General features: G+C 73.3%; 21 protein-coding genes. 9 read left to right on the top strand and 12 right to left on the bottom strand.

Annotated elements, in window-relative coordinates; genetic code table 11:
* The 5 genes from LQK93_RS10000 to LQK93_RS10020 are packed head-to-tail and all read right to left on the bottom strand — an operon-like array spanning position 1 to position 6011.
* Positions 1-1098, bottom strand: coding sequence for an AAA family ATPase (locus tag LQK93_RS10000; protein WP_374971391.1), 1098 nt, complete (start codon positions 1096-1098; stop codon positions 1-3).
* Positions 1095-2633 (bottom strand): DUF5691 domain-containing protein, encoded by a 1539-nt coding sequence (locus tag LQK93_RS10005; RefSeq protein WP_374971392.1) that lies wholly within the window; start codon positions 2631-2633, stop codon positions 1095-1097. Before LQK93_RS10005 ends, LQK93_RS10000 begins: the two co-directional genes overlap by 4 nt.
* A gap of 32 nt (positions 2634-2665) precedes the next feature.
* Positions 2666-3973 carry an SWIM zinc finger domain-containing protein gene (locus LQK93_RS10010; RefSeq protein WP_374971393.1) on the bottom strand — a complete coding sequence of 436 codons (1308 nt, stop codon included), beginning with the start codon at positions 3971-3973 and terminating at the stop codon, positions 2666-2668.
* A 39-nt stretch (positions 3974-4012) separates the two neighbouring features.
* Positions 4013-5281: an MFS transporter gene (locus LQK93_RS10015; RefSeq protein WP_374971394.1), complete on the bottom strand. Its 1269-nt coding sequence runs from the start codon at positions 5279-5281 to the stop codon at positions 4013-4015.
* A 34-nt stretch (positions 5282-5315) separates the two neighbouring features.
* A complete protein-coding gene (locus LQK93_RS10020) occupies positions 5316-6011 on the bottom strand; it encodes a B12-binding domain-containing protein (RefSeq protein WP_374971395.1) in 696 nt (231 codons plus the stop codon).
* Between the two features lie 157 nt (positions 6012-6168).
* Here LQK93_RS10020 and LQK93_RS10025 point away from each other — a divergent pair, with 157 nt between their 5' ends.
* Positions 6169-7170 carry a hypothetical protein gene (locus LQK93_RS10025; protein ID WP_374971396.1) on the top strand — a complete coding sequence of 334 codons (1002 nt, stop codon included), beginning with the start codon at positions 6169-6171 and terminating at the stop codon, positions 7168-7170.
* On the opposite strand, the gene LQK93_RS10030 is transcribed toward LQK93_RS10025, so the two are convergent.
* From LQK93_RS10030 to LQK93_RS10045, 4 genes are all read right to left on the bottom strand, one after another.
* Positions 7144-8169 (bottom strand): peptidoglycan-binding protein, encoded by a 1026-nt coding sequence (locus LQK93_RS10030; protein ID WP_374971397.1) that lies wholly within the window; start codon positions 8167-8169, stop codon positions 7144-7146. The genes LQK93_RS10025 and LQK93_RS10030 overlap by 27 nt on opposite strands.
* Positions 8170-8321: 152 nt before the next feature.
* Complete coding sequence (locus LQK93_RS10035) at positions 8322-11378, bottom strand: AAA family ATPase (protein ID WP_374971398.1); 3057 nt, start codon at positions 11376-11378, stop codon at positions 8322-8324.
* Positions 11375-11533 (bottom strand): hypothetical protein, encoded by a 159-nt coding sequence (locus tag LQK93_RS10040; RefSeq protein ID WP_374971399.1) that lies wholly within the window; start codon positions 11531-11533, stop codon positions 11375-11377. Before LQK93_RS10040 ends, LQK93_RS10035 begins: the two co-directional genes overlap by 4 nt.
* Positions 11534-11685: 152 nt before the next feature.
* Positions 11686-12282, bottom strand: a complete 597-nt coding sequence (locus tag LQK93_RS10045; protein ID WP_374971400.1) for a LysE/ArgO family amino acid transporter — start codon at positions 12280-12282, stop codon at positions 11686-11688.
* A 70-nt stretch (positions 12283-12352) separates the two neighbouring features.
* On the opposite strand from LQK93_RS10045, the gene LQK93_RS10050 reads away from it, so the two are divergent.
* The 4 genes from LQK93_RS10050 to LQK93_RS10065 all read left to right on the top strand — a co-directional run bounded on the left by LQK93_RS10050 (position 12353) and on the right by LQK93_RS10065 (position 17099).
* Positions 12353-13276 carry a LysR family transcriptional regulator ArgP gene (locus LQK93_RS10050; protein ID WP_374971401.1) on the top strand — a complete coding sequence of 308 codons (924 nt, stop codon included), beginning with the start codon at positions 12353-12355 and terminating at the stop codon, positions 13274-13276.
* A 148-nt stretch (positions 13277-13424) separates the two neighbouring features.
* A complete protein-coding gene (locus LQK93_RS10055; protein ID WP_374971402.1) occupies positions 13425-14816 on the top strand; it encodes a chloride channel protein in 1392 nt (463 codons plus the stop codon).
* A 69-nt stretch (positions 14817-14885) separates the two neighbouring features.
* Entirely contained in the window at positions 14886-15647 is a 762-nt protein-coding gene (locus LQK93_RS10060) for a hypothetical protein (protein ID WP_374971403.1), read from the top strand.
* A gap of 66 nt (positions 15648-15713) precedes the next feature.
* Entirely contained in the window at positions 15714-17099 is a 1386-nt protein-coding gene (locus LQK93_RS10065) for a glutamate decarboxylase (RefSeq protein WP_374971404.1), read from the top strand.
* Between the two features lie 31 nt (positions 17100-17130).
* Here the strand turns inward: LQK93_RS10065 and LQK93_RS10070 are convergent, their stop codons facing one another.
* Both LQK93_RS10070 and LQK93_RS10075 read right to left on the bottom strand, forming a co-directional pair.
* On the bottom strand, positions 17131-17517 hold the full coding sequence (locus tag LQK93_RS10070; protein WP_374971405.1) for a rhodanese-like domain-containing protein: 387 nt from the start codon (positions 17515-17517) through the stop codon (positions 17131-17133).
* Positions 17514-18011: a cysteine dioxygenase family protein gene (locus tag LQK93_RS10075; protein ID WP_374971406.1), complete on the bottom strand. Its 498-nt coding sequence runs from the start codon at positions 18009-18011 to the stop codon at positions 17514-17516. Before LQK93_RS10075 ends, LQK93_RS10070 begins: the two co-directional genes overlap by 4 nt.
* Before the next feature lie 245 nt (positions 18012-18256).
* Between LQK93_RS10075 and LQK93_RS10080 the strand changes: the two genes are divergently transcribed.
* Together LQK93_RS10080 and LQK93_RS10085 are read left to right on the top strand one after the other, a co-directional pair.
* Positions 18257-19219, top strand: coding sequence for a DMT family transporter (locus LQK93_RS10080; RefSeq protein WP_374971407.1), 963 nt, complete (start codon positions 18257-18259; stop codon positions 19217-19219).
* A gap of 254 nt (positions 19220-19473) precedes the next feature.
* A complete protein-coding gene (locus LQK93_RS10085) occupies positions 19474-20988 on the top strand; it encodes an HNH endonuclease signature motif containing protein (RefSeq protein ID WP_374971408.1) in 1515 nt (504 codons plus the stop codon).
* 31 nt (positions 20989-21019) lie between these two features.
* Here LQK93_RS10085 and LQK93_RS10090 read toward each other — a convergent pair whose 3' ends face one another.
* Positions 21020-21412 (bottom strand): VOC family protein, encoded by a 393-nt coding sequence (locus tag LQK93_RS10090; RefSeq protein ID WP_374971409.1) that lies wholly within the window; start codon positions 21410-21412, stop codon positions 21020-21022.
* Here LQK93_RS10090 and LQK93_RS10095 point away from each other — a divergent pair.
* Positions 21411-21638: a hypothetical protein gene (locus tag LQK93_RS10095; protein ID WP_374971410.1), complete on the top strand. Its 228-nt coding sequence runs from the start codon at positions 21411-21413 to the stop codon at positions 21636-21638. The genes LQK93_RS10090 and LQK93_RS10095 overlap by 2 nt on opposite strands.
* Before the next feature lie 85 nt (positions 21639-21723).
* Complete coding sequence (locus LQK93_RS10100; protein WP_374971411.1) at positions 21724-22686, top strand: GlxA family transcriptional regulator; 963 nt, start codon at positions 21724-21726, stop codon at positions 22684-22686.
* Positions 22687-22769 lie beyond the last annotated feature (83 nt).

A 22769-nucleotide genomic window follows, 5' to 3' on the forward strand; every position in this document is an offset into this window, starting at 1 on the left:
TCAGCCCAGCTCGCGGCACGCGCGGTAGAGGTCGGTCCACTCCGACCGGTCCTTGACGACGGTCTCGAGGTACTCCTGCCACACGATGCGGTCCTGCACCGGGTCCTTGACCACCGCGCCGACCAGGCCCGCCGCGACGTCGTCGGCCCGGACCACGCCGTCGCCGAAGTGCGCGGCGAGCGAGAGGCCGTTGGTCATGACGGAGATCGCCTCCGCCGTCGAGAGCGTCGACGACGGCGACTTCACGGTCGTGCGCTGGTCGGCGGTGACCCCGGAGCGCAGCTCGCGGAAGATCGTGACGACGCGCTCGATCTCGGCCAGCGACTCCAGACCCGGCGGAAGCTCGAGCGACTTCCCCAGGGAGTCGACGCGGGTGCGGACGATCTCGACCTCCTGCTCGAGCGAGTCGGGCAGCGGGAGCACCACCGTGTTGAAGCGGCGCTTGAGGGCCGAGGACAGGTCGTTGACGCCCTTGTCGCGGTTGTTGGCGGTGGCGATGACGTTGAAGCCCTGCCGCGCCTGGACCTCCGAGTCCAGCTCGGGAATCGGCAGGTGCTTCTCCGACAGGATCGTGATGAGCGCGTCCTGCACGTCGGCCGGGATGCGCGTGAGCTCCTCGACGCGCACCAGCGAGCCGGTCTCCATCGCCCGCATGACCGGGCTCGGCACGAGCGCCGCGCGGGTCGGGCCTTCGGCGAGCAGCCGGGCGTAGTTCCAGCCGTAGCGCAGCGACTCCTCGGGGGTGCCGGCCGTGCCCTGCACGACGAGCGTCGACGAGCCGCTGACGGCCGCGGCGAGGTGCTCGCTCACCCAGGTCTTGGCAGTGCCGGGGACACCGAGGAGCAGCAGCGCCCGGTCGGTGGCGAGCGAGGCGACGGCGACCTCCATGAGTCGGCGGGACCCGAGGTACTTCGGCGTGATCTCGGTGCCGTCCTCGAGCGTGCCGCCGAGCAGGTACGTCGTGACCGCCCAGGGCGAGAGCCGCCACTGCGGAGGTCGGGGGCGGTCGTCGGAGGCCGCGAGCGCGGCCAGCTCGGCGGCATACGCGTCCTCGGCGTGGGCCCGCAGGACCGTGGTGGGAGAGGGGAGCTCGCTCATCTGAAGGCCTCGGTGATCGATCGCTTGACGGAGTGGAACTGCAGCAGGTTGCGCAGGTTGGTGGTCAGGGTCTGGTCGGCGCCCGTGGACTCGATCCAGCCCTCGAGCGGGTCGAGCGCGGCCGGGTGCAGTCCGGCCAGCAGGTGCGGCATCGTCGCCACGACCATCGCCGACCCGAGCTTGGCGGCGCGCAGGCGCGACACGAGCGCCACGCTGAAGTCCGGGGACCACGGCGGGTCGACGGCGCCCACGACGGCCGCGATCTCGTGGGGGCGCTCGTTCGTCGCGTCGACGCGCATCAGCACGACGCGTTCCCGGCGCTCGCGGGGGAGGGCGGGCACGAGTGCGGGGTCCCAGCCGCGCTCGAGCATCGCCGCGGCCCAGGTGGGGTCCCGTCGCGCTCGCACCGCACGCCGTATGCCGGCCAGTGCGTCCCCCGCCTGGGCGTCGGCCAGGCGCTTCACCGTCACCGACGGGTCGGTGCCGGTGAGCTCGGGCCACAGCTCGAGCGGCACCCCGGCACAGAGCTGCTCGAGCCACCAGCCACGGGCCGAGCGGCGCGGCGGCGGTTTGCCGAGGCCGTCGCGCACGGCGGCCGGGTCCGGCTCGTCGGGCATCAGGACCTCGAGGCCGCGACCGAGCAGGCCGGTGCGGCGTACGAGGGGGACCAGGCGGTCAGCCATCCGGGTGGCCCTGGCTGAGCCGGGGAGGGCGTCGAGGAGCTCTGCCGCTGCCTCGCGCACCGTGCCGGCCCGGTCGTCGAGAGCGGTCTCGAGCAGCGTCTCGTCGTCGGGACCGAGACCGATGCGAAGGGCGTCGAGGTGGGCCCGTCGGTCGCGCGCCGAGTCGGTCGCCCACGTCGATGCCACGAGCTCGCGCCCCTCCGTCGGGTGGTGGGCGCGCACGGCGGCCAGGACGCTCACGCGGTCGGCGGAGGGCAACCGCGCCCACTCCTCGGGGCTCGGAACCGACCCGGTGCCGCGTGACGCCGTGCGCGCCTCGGCGCCGGCGGCCGCCTCGGCGACCCATGACCAGTCCGGCCGCAGCCCCGCCAGCCACCGCCCTCGCTCGTCGACCACGGCGGCCGTGGGGCGGCGCAGCTCGCGGGTGCCGGTGCCGAGCTCGAGCAGGGTGGGCAGCAGTGCGTGCGGCACCCGGCGGCCGGCCTCGTCAGCCGCCTGCAGCCAGTGGGCGAGCAGCCCGGTGCGTTGCGCCGCGCCGGCCGGCGGCTGCGTCAGGACGAGCTCGAGCAGCTGCACGGCCCGCCGGGGCGCGACCGGACGACGGTCGTCGGGCGCGGCGTCGGGCGCCTCGGCGTGGGGCAGCCGGCGTCCCGCGCGCAGAGCCGCCGCGCCGAGGGCCGCCGCATCGAGCAGGGCCTCCTCGCGCGGCGTGGCAGCCGCACGGGCCTGCACCTGCGCCGGCCCGAGGTGCGGCAGCGGCGGGACCGGCCGCCGCGCCGTGCCCACGAGCGCAGCGTTGCCGACCTCGCGCCACCACGTGTCGACGTCGGTCACCGGGGTCTGTGGGGTCACAGAGCGCGCCGGTCCCGCAGCCCTCCCGGCGCTCACAGCGCCATCACCTCGCCGCCCACGACCACCGAGAGGGGCCGCAGCCGTGACTCCTCCAGCTCGCCGAAGACCTGTGCCGGGCGCCCGCCGGTCAGGGCCAGCAGCGACCAGACGGCAGCGTCGTCGGTCAACGCCACACTCGCCCCCTCGGCGTCGACGACGCGGTCCGTGCCGACGCGTGCATCCGCGACGACGACGGGCACCCGACGCGCCCACGGGTTGAGTCCCCACGCGGCGGCGGCCGCGGAGCGGGCGTCCTCGAGGGTCGAGCCGGACGGCATACGCACGCTGTCGTCGGCGACGGTGGGCTCGTCGACGAACAGCGCCCGCCTGACCGTGGCTCCGGGGTAGCGGGCGAGCGTCGCGTCGAGGGCCGAGCCGACGACTCGGGCGACGGGCAGCACCTGCCCACCGGCCGCGAAGTCGAGCACCTGCACCGTCTCGCCGGTGGCGAGACCGCGCAGCCACGTCCGCTGCTGCTGCAGCCGGCCGTCATCGGTGCGGTGGGCGCCGAGGACGAGCCAGCGGTCGGTGACCGCATCGGCGCGCCGGACCGACTCGCTGCTCGTGGCCCAGCCGAGGTAGGCCCGCAGGTCGCCGAGCTGCGCCTCGTCGAGGGACCCGCGCCCCGCCCACGCGCGTGTCGCCGTCCACCAGCGGCCGAGCGCGACGAGGAGCCGGTCGGCCCAGTCGGGTCGGCCGGCCACCAGGCCCCCGACCGAGCGCACGTCGTCGGCGAGGCCGGGCAGCTGGGCGTCGACGAGCCGCGCCGCCGTGCCGTCCCACCACGCGTAGGACTGCTGCCGCGCGGACGCGGTGCCGCCGCGGACGAGGTCGGTGAGCCACCGGGCGAAGTCGTCCATGCCGCCGTCCATGAGGGCGAGCCGCTCCTCGAGGCGCTTCGCCGCCGCGGCGGGGTCGGGGGTACGCGTGGCGCGGGCGGCGTCGCCGGCCGCCCTGGCCTCCGCTCTCGCCGATCGCTCGGCCGCCCAGTCCTGCGCGAAACCGGCCGCCTCGGCGGCGTCCTCCACCGATCCCGACCCCTCGACCCAGAGGAGCAGCAGCGCGAGGCCGTGCTTGCAGGGGAGCTTGCGACTCGGACACGTGCACCGGAACGCCGGACCGGTCAGGTCGATGCTCACCTGGTAGGGCGTCTTGCCCGAGCCCTGGCACTTGCCCCACAGCAGCGTGTCCGTCGAGCCGGTGTCGGACCACGGACCGGACCTCGCCAGCTTCCGGGCAGCGGCCAGCGACGAGGCGTCGGGGGCCAGGCCGGCCACCTGGGCTGGGGTCCATCGCGTCATGTCCCGCACATCATGACCGACGTCGCCCACAGCAGGGTCCTACTCGGCCCCGCCGTCCACCCGTCTGTCCTCGGGGACCGGCTGCCGCCCGGGATCGGTCGAGGTGGCGGCCTCCCGCCGAACCGTGCCTGGCAGGGCGGTGAGCGCGAGGGCGAGCGCGAGGGCGGCGAGCGCCACCACCGCGCCGACGACGGCTGCCCAGCCCGGCCCGGAGAACGCATACCCGAGCAGCCAGCCGACGAGGGCGGACCCGCTGTAGTAGGCGACGTTGTAGAGCGCGGTCGCCTGCGCCCGGCCCGTCGTGGCGCGCGCGCCCACCCACGCCGATGCCGTGGCGTGGGCGGCGAAGAAGCCGGCCGTGAGCACGAGCAGCCCCATGACGACGACGAGCAGCGACCCGGCGAGGGTGAGCAGGGCTCCTGCGACCATCGTCAGCGTCCCGGCCAGCAGCACGCGCCGCCGCCCGAAACGCGGCACCCAGCGGCCGGTCAGCCGCGAGCTGACGGTGCCGGAGGCATACGCGGCGAAGATGAGCGACCCGACCGTCGCAGGCAGCGCGAACTCGGGGCCCTCCAGCCGGAAGGCGAGATAGTTGTAGACCCCGACGAAGCCGCCCATGAGCAGGGCGCCCTGCGCGTAGAGGGCGAGCAGCGCGGGGTCCCGGAGGCTGGTGCGTATGCCGTCCGCCACGGTCCGTGCGCTCGTGGCGTTCGTGGGTCGGTAGCCGCGCGGACGCGGCATGAGCCGCAGGAACACCACCGAGGCGATGGCGCAGACGGCCGCGACCGTGAGCAGCGCGGGCCGCCACCCGACGAGACCGGCGAGCGGCCCGGCGATGAGCCGACCGGCGGCACCGCCGATCGTCGTGCCGGAGATGTAGGCGGCCGCGGCGGCGGCGGTGTGCCCCGCGTGCACCTCGTCGTGCAGGTACGTGACGGCCAGTGCCGGGATCCCGCCCAGTGCCATGCCCTCGACGAGCCGCAGCCCGAGCAGGACACCGAGGTTCGGTGAGAGGGCGACGAGGACCCCGAGCACCGTCGAGGCGACGATGGCGACCTGCATCGCCCGGAGGCGGCCGACCCGGTCGGCGACCCAGGACCACGGCAGCACGGCGAGGGCGACGCCCAGGGTCGCCAGCGACACCGACAGGGCCGCGTCCGCAGGGCTGACGTGCAGGCCCCGGGCGAGCGTCGGCAGCAGGCCCTGCGGGGAGTAGAGCTGCGCGAAGGTCGCGACGCCGGCCGCGCCGAGCCCCACGAGGATCCGGCGGTACTCCCGGCTCGAGGGAAGGTGCCCGTCCCAGCTCATCGACTCGTTCGACCCGGGCTCGTGCGGACCGCTGTCAGACGGCCGTGGCCTCGTCGAAGGGGTCGAAGGGGTCGATGGGGTCCATGGGGCCGCCGGGGTCGCCGAGCCGGGCAGCGACCGTGCGGGCGGCCTTCACCGGGTCGCCGTCCAGGACCGTGGCGTGGCACAGGTCGGCCACCTCCTCCGTCGCTCCGAGTGCTGCCAGCAGGACCGTAGTCGTCTCGGCCAGCCGCCGCAGAGCCGGGGCCTGCGCGGCGAACGCGGTCGTCCGGTGGGCGGCGAGGACGAGGACGTCGGGGCCGAGGGTGCGGCAGGTGTGGGCGAGCTCGGAGGTGGGAGTGCTGGCGCCGAGGTAGCAGGTGCGCCAGCCCAGGCGGGAGAGCGCGATGGCCGTCGCCATGAGGCCGAACTCGTGCCGCTCGCCGGGCATGCACGCGAGCACGGCCAGCGGGGCGTCGGCCGGCTCGTCGGCTCCCATCAGGACCGAGAGCCGCAGGCGGATCACGTTGCTCGCGAAGTGCTCCTGCCCGACGCCGATGGACCCGTTGGACCAGCGCTCGCCGACGTCGTGGAGGTAGGGCAGGACGACGAGCGAGAGGGCGTCCTCGACACCCAGCCGGTCGAAGACCTCGACGAGGACCCGGTGCCCGCCCGTCTCGTCGAAGGCCTCGAGCGTCGCCTGCAGGCGCGCCCGCCAATCGACGGGGGTGGTGCGGCCTGGGCTGGTCATGGGTGAGCTCCTCACGTCTGCCGGCGGGCTCAGGCGGCCGGGCCCGAACCGACGCTACGTACCCATTCATGGGGCTTTGTGTCCAGCCGTGACCGGATCGTGCCCTTGGCAACGCAAAGTCGCTTGCGGCCCGGCCTGCCGCAGAAAGGATGGAGGTATGCCGTCCGCCGCCCGCGTGCCCGCCAGCACGACGCTCGAGGTGGCGTGCGACGAGTCCGGCTCGGAGGGCGAGAAGCTCGTCGGGGGGAGCACCGACACCTTCGTGCACGCGAGCGTCGCCGTGAGCACGGCGGTGGCCGAGGAGACGATCGCCCGGGTCCGCGTCGAGGCGCGCTCGCCGGCGACGGAGGTCAAGGCCAGCGTCGTCCTGCGCCCCCAGAACCGGCGGGTCCTCGAATGGCTGCTCGGCGACCGGGGGCCTCTCCTCGGGCACTCCCACGTCCACCTCACCGACAAGGCGCTGCACCTGACGGAGCGGATGCTCTGGCTGCTCGGTGGGGTGCGCGACGGGATGGCCGGAGGCCTGGCCGGGGACGCGAGCGTGCTGCACCGGGAGGCGGTCCGGCGGCTCGGCCGCGCGGCCTGGGTGTCGGTCCTCGCCGGGTTCAACGACGTCGTGCGCGCGCGGTCGCTCGAGGAGGCGACGACCGGCGCCGCGGTCCTGGCGTGCCGCCTCTCGGAGGTCGGCGGCCAGCTCGATGTCAGGCTCCCGTCCGGGGGCTGGTCCGTGCCCCTCGAACCGGACGGCCTGCTGCGGCTCGTCGCCACGGGTCGCGGCGCGCTGGACCCGATCGTGCCGGCGCTCGCGGAAGCGCTGCGCCACTGGGGATCTGCCGGCCGGCCGTTCCGGGTCGTCCACGACGTCCAGGCGAGCCTGACCGAGGCGGCGGTCCGCGTGGCCGTCACCGCGAGCGGCGCCGAGGCCTCCGGAGCGTTCCGTGGGCTGCACTTCGTGGAGTCGCACGCCGACCCCCGGGTGCAGCTCGCAGACTTCCTCGCGGGGGCCGTGCGGCGCATCGCCTCGCAGGTCCTCGCCGGGGACGCTGACCCGGATCTGGTCACCCTCGTGGCGCCCTACCTCAGTGACCGCTCCATCTGGCTGGGGCCGTGGCCCGCAGAGTCGGACCCCACGTCACTGACCCGGGTTCCGGGTCAGTGACGTGAGCCCGGCCCAGGTGTTCGGACCGACGACGCCGTCGGCGCTGAGGGCGTGCGACTGCTGGAAGGCCTGCACCTTCGTTGCCGTCATGGGGCCGAAGACCCCGTCCGCCGTCATCCGGTAGCCGTGGTGGGTCAGCAGCTTCTGGACGGCCACGACAGCCTGTCCACCCGAGCCGCGCCGGACCGTGACGACGAGCGCCGGCCACGTCTTCGGACCGACGATGCCGTCCGCCGCGAGGCCCCTGGACCGCTGGAAGGACAGGACGCGGCTCTCGGTCGTCGGACCGAACGTGCCGTCGACGGTGAGGCTGTGGCCGCGCTGGCGCAGCAGGTGCTGGATCGCCGTGACCCGGAAGCCGCCGGCACCGCGCCGCACCGTCGTCCACGTGACGGGCCCGGGGGCGGGCGCCGGCTCGCCGCCGCTCCCGCCGAGGCGCCTGGCCAGCGCCGCGAGCCGGGCGTCGCCCGGGCGGACGTTGATCTCGAAGTGCATCTCGTCCCTGCGGCCCGAGTAGTCGCCACCCCAGCGCACCACACCGTCGCACGCGCCCAGGATGGAGCGGATGTGGGAGCGCTGCGTGGCCGTGAAGGTCCCGGACCGGCCGAGCGGGTGGCGGGGCGCGTTGAGGTCGATGGCGGTGCCGCTCGAGTGGTTCGACAGCGCGGTGCTGCCGGAGATGGCCCGGTAGCTGTGGCCCCAGCACCAGCCCTTGACGAGCGCCTCGACCTCGCGGTCGAAGCGGCGGGCGACGTAGCCGAGGACGACGTGCACGTCGTCGCTCCGCACGCCCGCGGGGAACGTCGCGCCCCCGACCGCCAGGCTGCTGAGCGGGATCGTCGACGACGAGCCGGCGGGCCAGCCGTTCTGCGAGGTGGCGGCGTGCGCCGCCGTTGCCGTGGCGGCGATGGTGCCGCCACCCACCAGCAGGCCACCGGCGCCGCGCAGCAGGGTGCGGCGGGTGACGGCGGGACTCTCGATTTCGTGCAGCTCACACATGACGACCCCTGATCGTGAGTTGGTGGGTGCGCGGACACGGGCGCGCCGGCAGCGCCGACGCTAGGGGCGAGCGCCCTTGTCGTACATGGGGAGAACTCCCCGGCCACCTTCATCGCGCTCCCCGGGTCGGATAGCCCCGCGGCAGTCTCGCCTCAGGACGCCACGAGCCCCCGCCGTCGCGCGATGGCCGCCGCCTCGGTGCGGCCCGAGGCCCCGAGCTTGGCGAGCAGGTTGGAGACATGGACGCTGACGGTCTTGGTGCTGATGTAGAGCTGCCGGCCGATCTGCCCGTTGGTGAGGCCCCGGGCGAGCAGGTCCAGCACCTCGAGCTCGCGTGGGGTCAGCTCGAGGCGACCCTCCTCGGCCGCTCCCCGAGCCGCCGGGCCGCCGCGCCGCACGCCCTCGAGCTCGTCGAGCTCCTGGAGCAGGGGCCGGGCGCCGAGGCGGACGGCGACCTCACGCGCCAGCTCGGCGCTCTCCCGTGCGGCGGCGTCATCGCCGGCGGCGTGCAGGGCTGCGGCCAACCGCGCCCGGGATCGCGCGGTCTCGAAGACGTGGCCGTAGCGCTCGAAGGCGGCGACGCTCTGTCGCCACGCCTCGACGAGCTCGGCCGCGGGTGGCGGGTCGTCGCGAACCGCCACGCGCTGGAGTCGCAGCACCTCGGCCTCGAGGCGGGCGATCCAGGCCCACGTCTCGCGGCTCGTGTCCTCGAGCGGCCCCGGGGCCACGCGCTCGAACACCGGCCGGCTGGCCTTCTCGACGGCGGGCCGCGGCTGGCCGATGCCGCGGGCACGGTCGGTGAGCTCGTCGACGAGGGCGAGAGTGCGGTCGCGCAGGGCAGCGTCCGCGCGGGGCGCGAGCGTCGCGGCCTGGCCGGCGACGAGGGCCCCCAGCCGCGCGACCGCGTGGTAGTCGCCCCAGGCGGCGTCGAGGACCCGTACGGCCGCCGCGGTCACCTCGAGCATCCCCTCGAGATCGCCCGCCTGGCCGAGCAGGTCGACCGACGGCATGACGGTCTGCACGACGGTCAGGCCGTCGACGGACCACCACTGCCGCAGCTCGTCGATGACGTGGGCGTCGAGGCTCTCGCCGCGACCGGCACGCACCGACAGGGCGGCCGCGGTGAAGATGGCCCGCCCTGGCTGGGGCGCGGGCCGGTCGCCGAGGTCGAGGCGGCGCAGCGCACCGTCCCAGTCTCCGAGCTCGTAGGCCGTCAGGCCCCCGAGCAGGCGGCACTCCTGGCCCCACGGCGCCCACTCGCGGTGCATCCGCCGGGCCACGTCGGCGCCGCGGTCGTAGAGGTCCAGCGACGCGGGCAGGTCGCCACGGCGGTGCGCGAGCGAGCCGAGCTGGTGCAGCCCGCGGAGCAGGAGCGGGTCGTCCGGGTCGATGTCACCGACGACCGAGCGCAGGTGGGCCTCGACCGAGTCGAGGTCCTCCTGCGCCTCGAGGACGCGCGCCAGGATGGTGCGCACCTCGGTGATGGCGCCGCCGAGCCCGAGGCGTTCGGCGAGCATCGAGACCTCGTTGCCGACGACGGCGGCCTCCACGAACGACCCGGTGTCGACCAGGGCCTGCACGCGGGCAACGAGCACCCGCACCCGGCGCTCGTCCACCTCCTCGCCGAGCAGCGAGAGCGCCTCGTCGGTGAGGGCGATGGAGTCGACGGGCAGGTCGAGCATGCGGGAGCGGATGACCAGGCTGGCGAGCAGGTCGGCGCGGGCGCCCGGCTGCTGGGCGGTGCCGGGGTGGTCGAGGCGGTCGCGCAGCAGGTCGATGGCGCGGATCGGCTCGCCGGCCACCATGGCCGCACGAGAGGCGAGCCGGGTGACCTCGTCGCGCTGGGCGTCGTCCTCGCCCAGCCACGAGAGGGCACGTTCGAGGTGGAGCAGCGCCTCCTGCGGGCCACCGACCGCCATCGCGGCCGCTGCTGCGGCGCGGCTGGCGCGCACGGCCGTTGGCAGGTCGCCGACGGCCGCGGCGTGGCGGGCGAGCTCGGAGGCGGGCGCGAGCTCCGGGTGCTCGGCGAGCACAGCGGCGTACGACCGGTGCAGGCGCAGGCGCTCACCAGGGAGGATGCCGTCGGCCACCGCCTCGCCCAGCAGCGCGTGGCGGAAGGTGTAGGCCGGCGGCCAGCACGCCTCGAGGACGTGGTGCTCCACGGCGGCGGCCAGGGCCGCCTCGAGGGTCTCGTCGGGCAGGTCGAGCACGCGCGAGAGCAGCTCGTGGCCGATGAGCTGGCCGCCCTTGAGGGCGACGGCACGCAGCACGCGCTGCGCCGTGTCGTCGAGCTGCTCGACGCGGGCGCGCAGGACCCGGCTCAGGCCACCGGTCAGGGCCTGTCCGGCCGCGGCGCTGGCCACGAGCTCCTCCGCGAAGAACGGGTTGCCCTCGGCGCGGCGTGCGATCTCGGTGGCCGTGTCGACGTCGACGGGCGCGGCCTCGATGCCGGCGACCAGCTCACGCACGGCCTCGTCGGGAAGCGGGGCGAGCTCGACGTGCTCGAGCCCCGCGATGCGCGCCCACACGGCGAGCGTCTCGTGCAGGGGGTGGCGACGGTGGAGGTCGTCGGAGCGGTAGGTCACCACCAGACTCACGGCCGTGGGGAACCCGCGTGTCAGCAGGAGGGTGATGAGGTCGCGGGACGAGTGGTCGGCCCAGTGGACGTCCTCGACGACGACGAGGGAGGGCTGCTCGTCGCCGAGCGCGCTCAACAGGGCGTGGACGGCCTCGGCCACCTGGCCGGGGTCGGTGGGCTGTGCCGCGGGTGTGCGTTCGGAGCGCTGCGCCTCGCCCCGGCCGGGCAGCAGGTGTCCCAGGCTCGGGTGGGCGTCGAGCAGCTGCTCCACCACCTCGGGGTGTCCGGTGTCGATGGAGCCGACCAGCTCGATGAAGGGCAGGTAGGCGAGGTTGCTGCCCGCCAGTCCCACACAGTGCCCGACCGCCGTGAACCACCCGGCCTCCGTCGCGTCGGCGACGAGCTGCCCCACGATCCGCGACTTGCCGATCCCGGCGTCGCCCGACAGCACGACGACGCCACCGGGCCCCGCACCCGCGGAGGGGTGCAGCCCGACGGCGTCGGCGAGCCGGGACAGGTCGGTGTCCCGCCCGATCATCCGGCCGGTGCGCAGCGGCATACCCGGCATCATCGCGTACTCCACCGACAGCGGGAGGGTGGTCGCCGACACGGCCGGCGTCGCGGTCGTCACCGGTCGCGGACCGGGTTGTTCTCCTCCCGCCACAGCCGCGACATCGTGCGACGGAGGATCTCGAGCGAGGAGTCACGACGGACGCGCCCGTGCTGCGGGTAGCGCGCCTCGATCTCGTACCGGATGGTGCGGAAGTCGACGTAGTGGGTGTTCATGGTCTTCCTTCGGTGGTGCCGTTCTGGACTCCTCCAGACTCGGCGGCTGAGGTAGACCCCCACATCGGACGACCTCCCTATCCGGAGCACGCCGCTACCTCAGATCGAAGGGCGTATGCCGTCCGCCGGCCTCTGAGGTAGGCCCGCGGCGCTCAGCCGAGCAGGAGCGTGGCCGCGACGGTGAACATGACCAGCGCGATCGCGACGTCCAGGACCCGCCACGTCGCGGGCCGGGCGAAGAGCGGCGCCAGCAGCCGGGCGCCGTAGCCGAGGGCCGTGAACCAGGCGAGGCTCGCCGCAGCGGCACCGCCGGCGAACCGCCAGCGGCCGTCCGCGCCGTGCTGGTTGGCGAGCGACCCGACGAGCAGCACCGTGTCGAGGTAGACGTGGGGGTTGAGCCAGGTGAGAGCGAGGACGGTCGCCAGCACGCCGCTCCGGGAGGGGGCGGTGTCGGCGGCGCTGAGGGCCTTCGGGTGGCGCGCGTTGCGCAGGCTGAGCAGGCCGAAGCCGACGAGGTATGCCGCCCCGACCCACCGAACGACGGTGAGCAGTCCCGGGTGCGCCGTGACCAGGCCGCCGACGCCGAGCACGCCTGCCACGACGAGCACCGCGTCGCTGAGGGCGCAGATGCTGACGACGAGGGCGACGTGGTGCCGCGCGAGGCCGGTCCGCAGCACGTAGGCGTTCTGCGCGCCGATGGCGACGATGAGGGACGCCATGGTGAGGAAGCCGGGCACGAACGAGGTCACGGAGCGACCGTAGGCCCAGGCACCCGCATCAGTGAAGCGAAGGTTTATGCAGCATCATTAGCATTGCTTCATGCGGCTGCAGCTCGACCACCTCGCCACCCTGCTCGCCATCGTCGACACCGGCACGTTCGATGCGGCCGCCCGTCGGTTGCACGTGACCCCGTCCGCGGTGAGCCAGCGGATGAAGGCCCTGGAGGCCGAGATCGGTCAGGTCGTCGTCGGACGCACGGCCCCCTGCAGCGCCACCTCGGCCGGAGAGGCCCTGTTGCGCCTCGCCCGCCAGCAGCGCCTGCTCGAGTCGGAGGCCCTCGCCGGGCTGGCACCGGGGACGGGAGCTCGCGCCGACCTGCCGATCGTCGTCAACGCCGACTCGCTGTCGACCTGGTTCGGCGGCGTTCTGACGGAGCCGGGAGCCTGGGACGACGTCGTACTACGGCTGCGGGTCGAGGACCAGGACCACTCGGCCCGCCTGCTCCGGTCTGGTGAGGTGCTCGCCGCCGTGACCTCCGACCCGAGCCCGGTGCAGGGCTGCTCGACCGAGCCGCTGGTGACGCTGAGGTACGTGCCGGCGGCGACGCCAGCACTCGTCCAGCGTCACCGGCTGGGCCGTGGCATCGACTGGGCCGGCATGCCGCTGGTGCGCTTCAACGACAAGGACGACATCCAGCAGCGCATCCTCGCCCGGCACGGCGTCACGGAGGACCCGCCGACGCACGAGGTGCCCGACAGTGGCGGCTTCGTCACCGCGGTGCGCGCCGGTCTGGGGTGGGGGGCGCTCCTGACCAGCCAGCTCGATCCCCTCCTCGAGTCGGGAGACCTCGTCCGCCTGGGGACGCGCGACCACGTCGACGTGCCGCTCTACTGGCAGCGGTGGCGGCTGCCGTCCGCGCACCTCGAGCGGCTGAGCGCGCTCGTGCGGCGGGAGGCCGCGAGAGCAGCGGGCCGCGGACGGCCTCGGCCCGGCTCCGACGTCGGCGCAGGCGGTTCGTCGTGAGACGTGCCGTTTCCTGCCGTGGGCGAGGTTGCGGTCCTCGCGGATCCTCCGCGAGGCGCTGACGGGCCGGGCTAGTTTGGCCTGAACAGGTCCCGCACGCAGCGCGGAGCTCCTCCTGCTCCTCGCTCCCCTGAGGAGGCCGGCCGAGATGACTGACGAGGGCGCCCCACCGGGCGCACGGGCTCCGCTGGACCCGGCGAGCACGGTCCGCTCCCGGGCGTACCTCTCCGCCCTGGTCCTCGCCGCACTGCTCGGCATCCCGGTCTCGGCCATCGCCTACGGCTTCCTCGCGCTGGTCGCCAAGCTCCAGGCATACCTGTTCACCGACCTGCCGAACGGCCTCTTCGACGGCCCGACCCCGGCCTGGTGGCCGGTTCCCTGGCTGATGCTCAGCGGACTCCTCGTGGCGCTCACCATCACGCACCTGCCGGGAACCGCGGGACACTCACCCGCTCTGGGACTACACGTCGCGGGGGGACCGGCGGCCGACCGCGACCTGCCCGGCATCGTCCTCGCCGCGCTCGCCACCCTCGGGCTCGGGGCGGTGCTCGGGCCGGAGGGGCCGCTCATCGCGATCGGTGGCGGCCTGGCGGCCCTGACCGTGCGCCTCGCCAAGCGGGACGCCCCTCCGATGGCGGTCACGATCATGGCGTCGGCCGGCAGCTTCGCCGCCATCAGCACGCTACTCGGCTCACCCCTCCTCGGCGCGTTCCTCATCATGGAGGCGGCCGGCATCGCCGGCGCGACCCTCAGCCTCGTCGCGCTGCCCGGGCTGCTCGCCTCAGGCATCGGTGCCCTCGTCTTCGTCGGCCTCGACGCGTGGACCGGGCTCGGGACGTTCTCCCTCGCCCTGACCTCCGTCCCTCCAGGGGTGGCGCCGACCGTCGCGTCGCTGCTCTGGGCCGTCCCGGTCGGCGTCCTCGCGGCCCTGCTCGGCTGGGCCATCCGGTGGGTCGGGCTGACGCTGCGGCCGCTCGTGCACCGCAGCCGCACAGCGGTCACCGTGGGTCTCGGTCTCGGCATCGGGCTGTGTGCGACGGCATACCAGCTGATCACGGGACGCGGCTTCGCGGAGGTGCTCTTCTCGGGGCAGTCCGCGCTGCCCGGCCTCGTGGCGAACGCCGCGGGCTACTCCGTCGGGGTTCTCGTGCTGCTCGGCGTGTTCAAGGCGCTCGCCTACGGCCTCTCCCTGGCCGCCTTCCGTGGTGGCCCGGTGTTCCCGGCGATGTTCGTCGGTGCCGTCCTGGGCATCGCCCTCAGCCACCTGCCCGGTATGGAGCTCGCGCCGGCCATCGGCACCGGCATCGGCGCGATGTGCTGCGCGATGCTGCGGCTGCCGCTCACGTCGGTGCTGCTCGCGACCCTGCTCATGGGCAGCGACGGCCTTCCCGGCATGCCGCAGGTGATCGTCGCCGTGGTCGTGTCGTTCGTCGTCACCCTCGTGCTCCCGACACCTGGTCCGAAGGAGGGCCTGGCGCAGGATGCGGCGCAGGGCCCGACGCAGGAGGTCGACCACTCGACCGGCCGGCCTCACCCGTAGAGGGGGAGTCGCCGCGGCCACTGCGCGCCGGATAGTGGAGACCTCCAGCCGGGGACGGGAGGCAGCCGGATGAACGCGCGACCCGAACGGCTCAACGCCGCCGTCGCCTGGCTGTTCATGGCCGGCTCCGCCTGTTTCGTCCTCGGCTCGGTCCCCGCCTACCTCGACGCCGTGGGTGGCCCGGTCGACGGCATCACCTACGTCATCGGCTCGCTGTTCTTCACGACCGCGTCGTTCGGCCAGCTCGTCCAGGCGCAGACCCCGGTGATGATGACCGTCGACGAGGACAGCCAGCACCGGCGCGCGCCGGTGCGGCTCGTCGCGTGGGCGCCGCACGACCGCAGCTGGGTCGCTGCGGCCCTGCAGTTCCCCGGCACCCTGTGCTTCAACGTCAGCACCGTCGCCGCTCTGACCCACAACGCCACGGCCACCGAGTCCAACCGCTATGTCTGGCGACCTGACCTCTACGGTTCGGTCCTCTTCCTCGCCTCGAGCACGTATGCCGTCCTCGCCGTGTCCGGGCGCCTGCTCACCTTCGAGCCCCGGTCGATCCCCTGGCGGATCGCCTGGCTCAACCTGGCCGGCTCGGTCCTCTTCATGGCCTCGGCGCTCGCCAGCTACGTCGTTCCCAGCACCGACGCGGTGCTGAACGCGCGCGTCGCGGTGGCGGGGACGTTCCTCGGCGCCCTGTGCTTCCTGGTCGGCGCGGCCTTGATGCTGCCGGCCTGGCGACGAGCCGTGGCGCCCACCCTGCGCGCAGGACCCCGTGACACGACCCGCAGCGACTCGACCCCCAGAGACTCGACCCCCAGAGACTCGACGCCCCCCTGACCTGCCGTCGACCCAGCCCAGACCGCCCCCGCCTGTCCGACCCCCACCCCTCCGAGGAGTACCAGCATGAGTGCACCAACCAAGCCGTCCGAGCTCGACGCCGTCGCCGCCCTCTACGGCAACCGCTTCATCACCCAGGAGGTGCCGAGCCGCGAGTTCCCGGCCACGGGGATGAGCTCGGTCGACGCCATGCGGCTCGTTGCCGAGGACCTCGCCATCGAAGGCGACCCGGCGCGAAACCTCGCAACCTTCGTGACCACATGGATGGAGCCGGAGGCGCAGCGGATCATCGCCGAGAACCTGCACCGCAACTTCATCGACCACGCCGAGTACCCGCGTACCGCCGAGATCGAGCAGCGGTGCATCCGGATGCTCGCCGACCTCTTCCACGCGCCGGGACCGACCACCGGGGCGCGCACCCAGGGCTCCTCGGAGGCGATCATGCTGGGCGCCCTGTCGCTGAAGTGGAACTGGCGCACCCGTCGCCAGCGCGAAGGCGGCTCCACCGAGCGCCCGAACCTCGTCTTCGGCGGCGATGTGCACGTCGTGTGGGAGAAGTTCTGCCGCTACTTCGACGTCGAACCGCGCATCGTCCCGCTCCAGCCGGGGAAGTACACGATCGGTCCCGACGACGTGGCCCCGCACGTCGACGAGAACACGATCGGCGTCGCCGCGGTCCTCGGCACGACCTTCACCGGCCACAAGGACGACGTCGTCGGGATCAACGACCTGCTCGTGCAGCTCAAGCAGGAGCGCGGCCTCGACGTGCCGCTGCACATCGACGGGGCGAGCGGCGGCTTCGTCTGGCCGTTCCTCTACCCGGACTCGCCGTGGGACTTCCGCCTCGAGCAGGTGCGCTCGATCAACGCGTCCGGCCACAAGTTCGGCCTCGTCTACCCGGGCATCGGCTGGCTCGTCTTCCGGGAGACGAGCGACCTGGCCCCGGACCTCGTCTTCGAGGAGAACTACCTCGGCAAGACGGACGCGACGTTCACGCTCAACTTCTCCACGGGCTCGTCCATGCTCCTGGCTCAGTACTACAACTTCGTGCGCTTCGGGCGGCAGGGCTACAGCTACATCATGCGCAACATGGAGGAGAACGCCCGGATGCTCGGCGACGAGCTCGAGAAGCTGGGGCGCTTCGAGCTCATCGACCGCTACGAGGAGCAGCTCCCGCTCGTGGCCTTCCGGCTCACGGGCGAGCAGGACTTCGACGAGTTCGACGTCGCCTGGCAGCTCTCGGCCGAGCGCGGCTGGATGGTGCCGGCTTACACCCTGCCGCCCGACGCGCAGGACGTCACGATCATGCGCGCGCTCGTCAAGCAGACGATGAGCCGCGAGCACGTCGACACGCTCGCTCGCGACATCGAGGAGGCCTGCCGCACCCTCGACGCCAAGGGCGGCGCCCACGAGTCCGAGCGCGCCAAGGTCGTCACGGGCTCCGGCCACTGAGCTCCGACCTGGGCCGTATGCCGTGTGGCGCCTACGCGCGCCGGTCAAGCCAGGCGCGCCACGCGGCATACCCCCCGATGACGTCGGTGGCGCGGTGGATCCCCAGCTCCTGCAGGGCTGCCGCCGCGAGGCTCGAGGTGTAGCCCTCCTGGCAGAGGACGACCACCTCGAGGTCGTGGCTCGCGATCGGCAGCGCCGCGTCGCTCGCGGGGTCGAGGCGCCACTCGAGGACGTTCCGCTCGACAGGGGTGGCGAAGGGGAGCTCGCCCTCTGCTGCCCGCTGGGCCTCGGGACGGATGTCGACGACGAGCGCACCGGACTCATGGGCCGCCTGCGCCTGCTCGGGGGTGAGGCGGTGCAGGCGGCTGCGGGCTGCTGCCAGGACCTCGTCGATGGTGCGCGGCCTGGGTGTCGTCACCAGTCGACCCCCGCTCGGGCCCGCTCCTCGACGTGGAGCACCCCGTCGACGCTGCGGTAGTTCGTCATGGCCGTGAGTTTCGGGGCATAGACGTGAAGGCTCACGGCGGGGTCCGGGCCGGCATTGGTGACCCGGTGCAGGTGGCGGGCGCCGAAGGTGCGCTGGTCGCCGGGGCTGAGCAGGACGCCGGGGCCCGTCGTGCGCCGGACGTCCTCGAGCTCGACGGCGTCGCGGTAGCCGGCGACCTCCTCGGTCAGGATGCCCTGGAGGACGACGAAGGACCCGGCGCTGCCGCCGTGGTCGTGCCAGGGCGTGCCCTGACCGGGCAGCCAGGTCAGCAACCAGGCCTCGTGGTCGCGATCGGCGAGCAGCCGTGCATAGTAGCGGGTGATGGGGTCGAAGTCGACGAGGCCCTGCCAGACCGTTCGCTGTCGAGCGAGTCGTCGGGCGGTGTCGGCAAGGTCGACCGAGGTGCGCTGGGTGCCGCGGGACATGGTTCGTGCCTTTCTACGTCTGGGGAAGCGGGGACGGGCGCTCGGGAGCGTCGGACGTCGGCCTCACGGCTCAGGACGCCGGTGGGCTCCCGAGCGTGGGACACAGTCCTGCCTTGCTCCAGACATAACCGCGGCTTGGCATGTGGCAAACGGTAACTTATGGATCCGCCGACAGCAAGGGCTGGCCGTGGGAGCTGAGCTGCCCGGGTGGAGCGGGTGTCGGGGGCGGCGACTACGGTCGCGGGGTGACCGGCCAATCCCACTCCGCGACGACAGACGCAACCACGGGCCCGACGACGAGCTCTGGCCGACGGGCGCAGGTGCTCGTCCTGGCCGCCGTCGCGGTGACGCTCCTGCTCTGGGCGTCGGCGTTCGTCGCGATCCGCCACCTCGGCCACGACGTGCCACCGGGAGCGCTCTCCCTCGGGCGGCTCCTGGTCGCGTCCGTCGCCCTCGGCGTCCTGGTCTTCCGGCGTCCGCGCACGTGGCCCGCCAAGCGCGACTGGCCCCTCCTGCTGCTCTGCGGGGTGGGCTGGTTCGGTGTCTACAACCTGGCGCTCAACGCCGCCGAGCGACGCATCGACGCCGGCACGTCCGCGCTCGTCGTGCAGGTCGGCCCGATCATCGTGGCCCTCCTCGCCACCGTCTTCCTCGGCGAGAAGATGACGCGCTGGCTGCTCATCGGCATGGCTGTCGGCTTCGCAGGGGTCGTCGTCATCGCGCGCGGGTCCTCGTCGGGCGGCTCCGGAGACGTGGTCGGCGTCTGGCTCGCCATCCTCGCTGCCGTGACGTATGCCGTGGGCGTCCTCGCGCAGAAGCCCCTCCTCGGGCGGCTCCCGGGCCCCGAGGTCACCTGGCTCGCCTGCGTCATCGGGGCGGTCGTGTGCCTGCCGTGGAGCGGCGAGCTGGTCACGGTCGTCCGCGAGAGCGACCCGTCGACGCTGTGGTGGATCGCCTATCTCGGGGTGTTCCCCACCGCCATCGCCTTCTCGACCTGGGCGTACGTGCTGGCCCGCAGCAATGCCGGCACGCTGACCCTCACCACCTTCCTCGTCCCCTTCATCGCCACCTTGATCGCCTGGGCCTTGCTGTCCGAGGTGCCGCCGGCGCTGACCTATGTCGGTGGTGGCCTCTGCATCGCTGGGGTGCTCCTGACGCGGCGCAGGTCGCGACCTCGGCGCAGGCCTGAGCCGGAGCCCGCCGACTGAGAGAGGGCCATTCTCCTCATGTGCAAGCCTTCCAATCAGTTCGAACATATGTTCTAATTGAGGAGTAGGGCGACCCGGGTGAGAGGAGTGAGTTCGTGCCATTCCTCGACGCCGGGCGTTCAGCGCCAGACGGCGGTTCCGACGACCGGGCCAGGCAGCGGATCCTCTGGCTCCTGCAGTCGGCGAGGGCGCAACGAACTGCTCCCATGGCTCTGCGGAGTGAGCCGGCGTCTCTGCACGAGGCGGCTGACCGGGTGATCTCCCAGATCGAGCGGCTCGAGGTCCGCAAGGCGCGCCTCGAGGGGCAGTTGGTCGATGCGTATGCCGCGCTCCACTCCATCGAGGAGCAGCACCTCGCGCGCACCGTGACGAGCGCGCCGGTCCCACTCAGCGCCGACCAGGTGGCCGCGCAGGAGATCGCCTGGGCGACCGGTGTCGGCGCGGCGGAGGTCAGCCGTCGGCTCGAGCTCGCCACCGCGCCTCGCCGTCACCGAGTGCTGCGCGAGCGGCTGCGAGCCGGCACCGTGAGTCTCTACCGCGCGCTGCGCGTCGTCGCCGAGTCGCGGGAGCTGGACGACGACGTCCTGCCAGACCTCGAGGCTGCGGTGCTCGAGCCTGCGCCTGACGGGTCGATCGCCTCCCAGCGCCTCTTCGCATCACGTCTTCAGCGGTGCGTCCGCTCGGCTGATGGCCGGTCCAAGGAGGAGCGACGCCATGCCGCCACCAAGCGGCGGAGCGTCCACGGCCGCATCGTGGAGGACGGGATGGGGACCTTCACGGTGGTGGCCCCCGCCGAGCGGGTCGTGGGCGTGCTGGACCGCGTCGACGCCCTGGCGAGGGCCGCCCGCGCTGCCGGTGACGCTCGCAGCCTCGACCAGCTCCGCAGCGACTTTCTGTGTGACCTCGTGCTCTTCGGCATCGTCCCATCCGCCACCTGCAGCGCAGGTTCCTGCAACGTGGCGCCGGGCGCTGCAGCGTCCGCGCCTGGTGGGCCGGGCGTCAGCCCGTTCGGGCTCCACTCCTCCGGAGGCACGCTGTCCGGCCCCAGTGCAGCGACCAGCGGCGGGCCTTCCAGTCCCAGCCCGTCCGGTCCCAGCCGGTCAGCAGATGGACCGAACGGCTCTTCGGCTGGCGGGGCGCGCGACGAGCCTCGTGCTGCTGTCGACGGGCGATTCCTTTCGGGTGCGCCGCCGGCCGTGGTGCGCATCGTTGTTCCGTTCGAGGTAGCCGTCGGCCTGTCTGACGCAGCCTGCGAGCTGCCCGGCCACGTGTGGGTCACCGCTGCCCACGCTCGAGCGATCATGACCGCCCCCGGCTCGGTGTGGCAACGCCTCGCGGTGGACGTCCATACCGGCCGGGCCCTCGAGCTCTCGACCGATCGCTACACCCCCACCCGGGAGATGGTCGAGCACGTCAAGGCGGTCGACGGGGTCTGTCGTGCCCCGGGGTGTCAGGTCCCGGCCGAGCGCTGCGACTGGGACCATCTCGTCCCCTGGCCGAAGGGCCCAACCCACGTCTCCAACGGCGACTCACTCAGCCGCGGGTGCCACAACGGCAAGACGGCCGGCGTCTGGGACGTGCGACGAGCCGACGACGACGGCATCCAGTGGACCTCGATCGCGGGCCGCCACTACATCACCTATCCCAAGGACTGGCGCGAAGCGCTCAGCGACCCGGGAGCGGCACCGCCGCCGATCGGGAGCGTGCCCGACGCCGCCCGGACCCGGTCGTCGCCACCCGACCCGGATGACGAGCCACCGCCCTTCTGACCGAACGAGACCGCGTGGTCGCAGCCAGGCCTCAGTTGCCGGTGACCGTGGTCAGGCAGAAGGGGTGCCCGGCCGGATCCAGCAGGACGCGCCAGGCGTCCGGTGCCGGCTGGTGCTCGGCCTGCGTGGCGCCAAGGGACAGGGTCCGTGTGACCGCGTCGTCCAGGTCGTCGACGAGGATGTCGAGGTGCACCTGCTGCTGCTGGCGCGAGGTGGGCCAGGTGGGGGCGACGTGGTTCGCGGTGCGCATCATCGTGACCGCAACCTTGCCGTCGGACAGTGAGACGACGCCGCCGTTCGGGCTCTCGTAGGCGCGCTGGAGGCCGAGAAGTGCCCCGTAGAAGTCCGCCAGGCGCGACGGGTCAGGGCAGTCGAAGGAGACCGAGGCCAGTCGGCCGATGGCGGTCTGCGGAATGGTCGTCATGGGTGAACCATCGCATGCCCCGACGACGCCGCGGGTGCCGCGACGCCTCACCCGCCGCGCCGTCGGCCACGGGAACGTCGTGGAGCACGCGGTCGAGATCGCGGTCCACCTCTGTGTCGGCGCCGAACGGTGCCCGCGGCAGCGAGAAGGTCCGACGGTGGTGCGGCCCGAGGACGGCCAGGAGAACGATGAACATGGCGACAAAGAGAAAAGCATCCATGGCTGAAACTGTGCGCCCAGAAAGATCCCGCCACGAGTGGCTGATCAGCCGGTGTTCGACAAGATCCTGCCAACAGTGAGATCCTGACCAGATGCTGCGCACCATCGCTGTCATCGCCCAGGAGCCGGTCGCCACGTTCGAGCTCGGCGTGCTGTGTGAGGTCTTCGGCATCGACCGCACCGACGACGGTGTCCCGGCCTTCGACTTCCGGGTCTGCTCGTCCCGACCCGGCGAGGCCCTGCGCACCACGAGCGGCATGGCCGTCGTGGCGCCCCTCCCGCTCGAGGCTGCACGCGGCGCCGACCTCGTCGCCATCCCCGGCGGCCCGGTCGACGGCCCCTACGACCCCGACGTCCTCGCCCTTCTGCAGGACACGGTCAGCCGTGGCGGTCGGGTCCTCTCCGTCTGCTCCGGCGCCTTCCAGCTCGCCGCGGCGGGTCTGCTCGACGGCCGCGCCTGCGCCACCCACTGGCGGTATGCCGCCAAGCTCGCCGCCGAGCACCCGCGCGCCTGCGTGGACCTCGACGTGCTCTACGTCGAGGACGGTCCGGTCCTCACCAGCGCCGGCACGGCGGCCGGGATCGACGCGTGCCTGCACCTGGTCCGCACCGAGCTCGGTTCGGAGGTGGCCACCCGGATCGCGCGACGCATGGTGGTCCCGCCGCACCGCTCCGGTGGCCAGCGCCAGTTCGTCGAGACCCCCCTCCCGGCCGAGCCCTGCGAGAGCCTCCAGGACGTCCTCGAGTGGGTCGCCGAGCACCTCGACGAGGAGCACTCCATCCCGAGCCTGGCTCGACGCGCGGCCATGTCCGAGCGCACCTTCGCCCGCCGGTTCACCGCCGAGGTCGGCACCACGCCGCACAAGTGGCTCACGAACCAGCGGGTGCTGCGCGCGCGCCACCTGCTGGAGACGACCGACCTCGACATCGAGCGCATCGCCCGGGAGAGCGGCTTCGGCGCGGCACCCGTGCTGAGGCACCACTTCCAGCGCGTCGTGGGGGTGCCTCCGGTCGCCTACCGCCGGGCCTTCACCAAGCAGCCGGTCTCCGCCTGAGCGCTGTCGGCCTTCTCGACCCAACTCTTCGCCACTATCGGGCGGTTGCTAGAGACGGCAAGACGAGCGAAGCGAATGCCCCG

The organism is Terrabacter sp. BE26 (assembly GCF_041941675.1).
GTDB lineage: Bacteria > Actinomycetota > Actinomycetes > Actinomycetales > Dermatophilaceae > Terrabacter.

Excerpts from the sequence above, each read along its gene's own strand:
- LQK93_RS10000 (WP_374971391.1), bottom strand. The coding sequence starts at position 1,098 with ATGAGCGAGCTCCCCTCTCCCACCACGGTCCTGCGGGCCCACGCCGAG.
- LQK93_RS10010 (WP_374971393.1), bottom strand. The coding sequence starts at position 3,973 with ATGACGCGATGGACCCCAGCCCAGGTGGCCGGCCTGGCCCCCGACGCC.
- LQK93_RS10015 (WP_374971394.1), bottom strand. The coding sequence starts at position 5,281 with ATGAGCTGGGACGGGCACCTTCCCTCGAGCCGGGAGTACCGCCGGATC.
- LQK93_RS10020 (WP_374971395.1), bottom strand. The coding sequence starts at position 6,011 with ATGACCAGCCCAGGCCGCACCACCCCCGTCGATTGGCGGGCGCGCCTG.
- LQK93_RS10025 (WP_374971396.1), top strand. The coding sequence starts at position 6,169 with ATGCCGTCCGCCGCCCGCGTGCCCGCCAGCACGACGCTCGAGGTGGCG.
- LQK93_RS10030 (WP_374971397.1), bottom strand. The coding sequence starts at position 8,169 with ATGTGTGAGCTGCACGAAATCGAGAGTCCCGCCGTCACCCGCCGCACC.
- LQK93_RS10040 (WP_374971399.1), bottom strand. The coding sequence starts at position 11,533 with ATGAACACCCACTACGTCGACTTCCGCACCATCCGGTACGAGATCGAG.
- LQK93_RS10050 (WP_374971401.1), top strand. The coding sequence starts at position 12,353 with ATGCGGCTGCAGCTCGACCACCTCGCCACCCTGCTCGCCATCGTCGAC.
- LQK93_RS10055 (WP_374971402.1), top strand. The coding sequence starts at position 13,425 with ATGACTGACGAGGGCGCCCCACCGGGCGCACGGGCTCCGCTGGACCCG.
- LQK93_RS10060 (WP_374971403.1), top strand. The coding sequence starts at position 14,886 with ATGAACGCGCGACCCGAACGGCTCAACGCCGCCGTCGCCTGGCTGTTC.
- LQK93_RS10065 (WP_374971404.1), top strand. The coding sequence starts at position 15,714 with ATGAGTGCACCAACCAAGCCGTCCGAGCTCGACGCCGTCGCCGCCCTC.
- LQK93_RS10075 (WP_374971406.1), bottom strand. The coding sequence starts at position 18,011 with ATGTCCCGCGGCACCCAGCGCACCTCGGTCGACCTTGCCGACACCGCC.
- LQK93_RS10095 (WP_374971410.1), top strand. The coding sequence starts at position 21,411 with ATGGGTGAACCATCGCATGCCCCGACGACGCCGCGGGTGCCGCGACGC.
- LQK93_RS10090 (WP_374971409.1), bottom strand. The coding sequence starts at position 21,412 with ATGACGACCATTCCGCAGACCGCCATCGGCCGACTGGCCTCGGTCTCC.
- LQK93_RS10100 (WP_374971411.1), top strand. The coding sequence starts at position 21,724 with ATGCTGCGCACCATCGCTGTCATCGCCCAGGAGCCGGTCGCCACGTTC.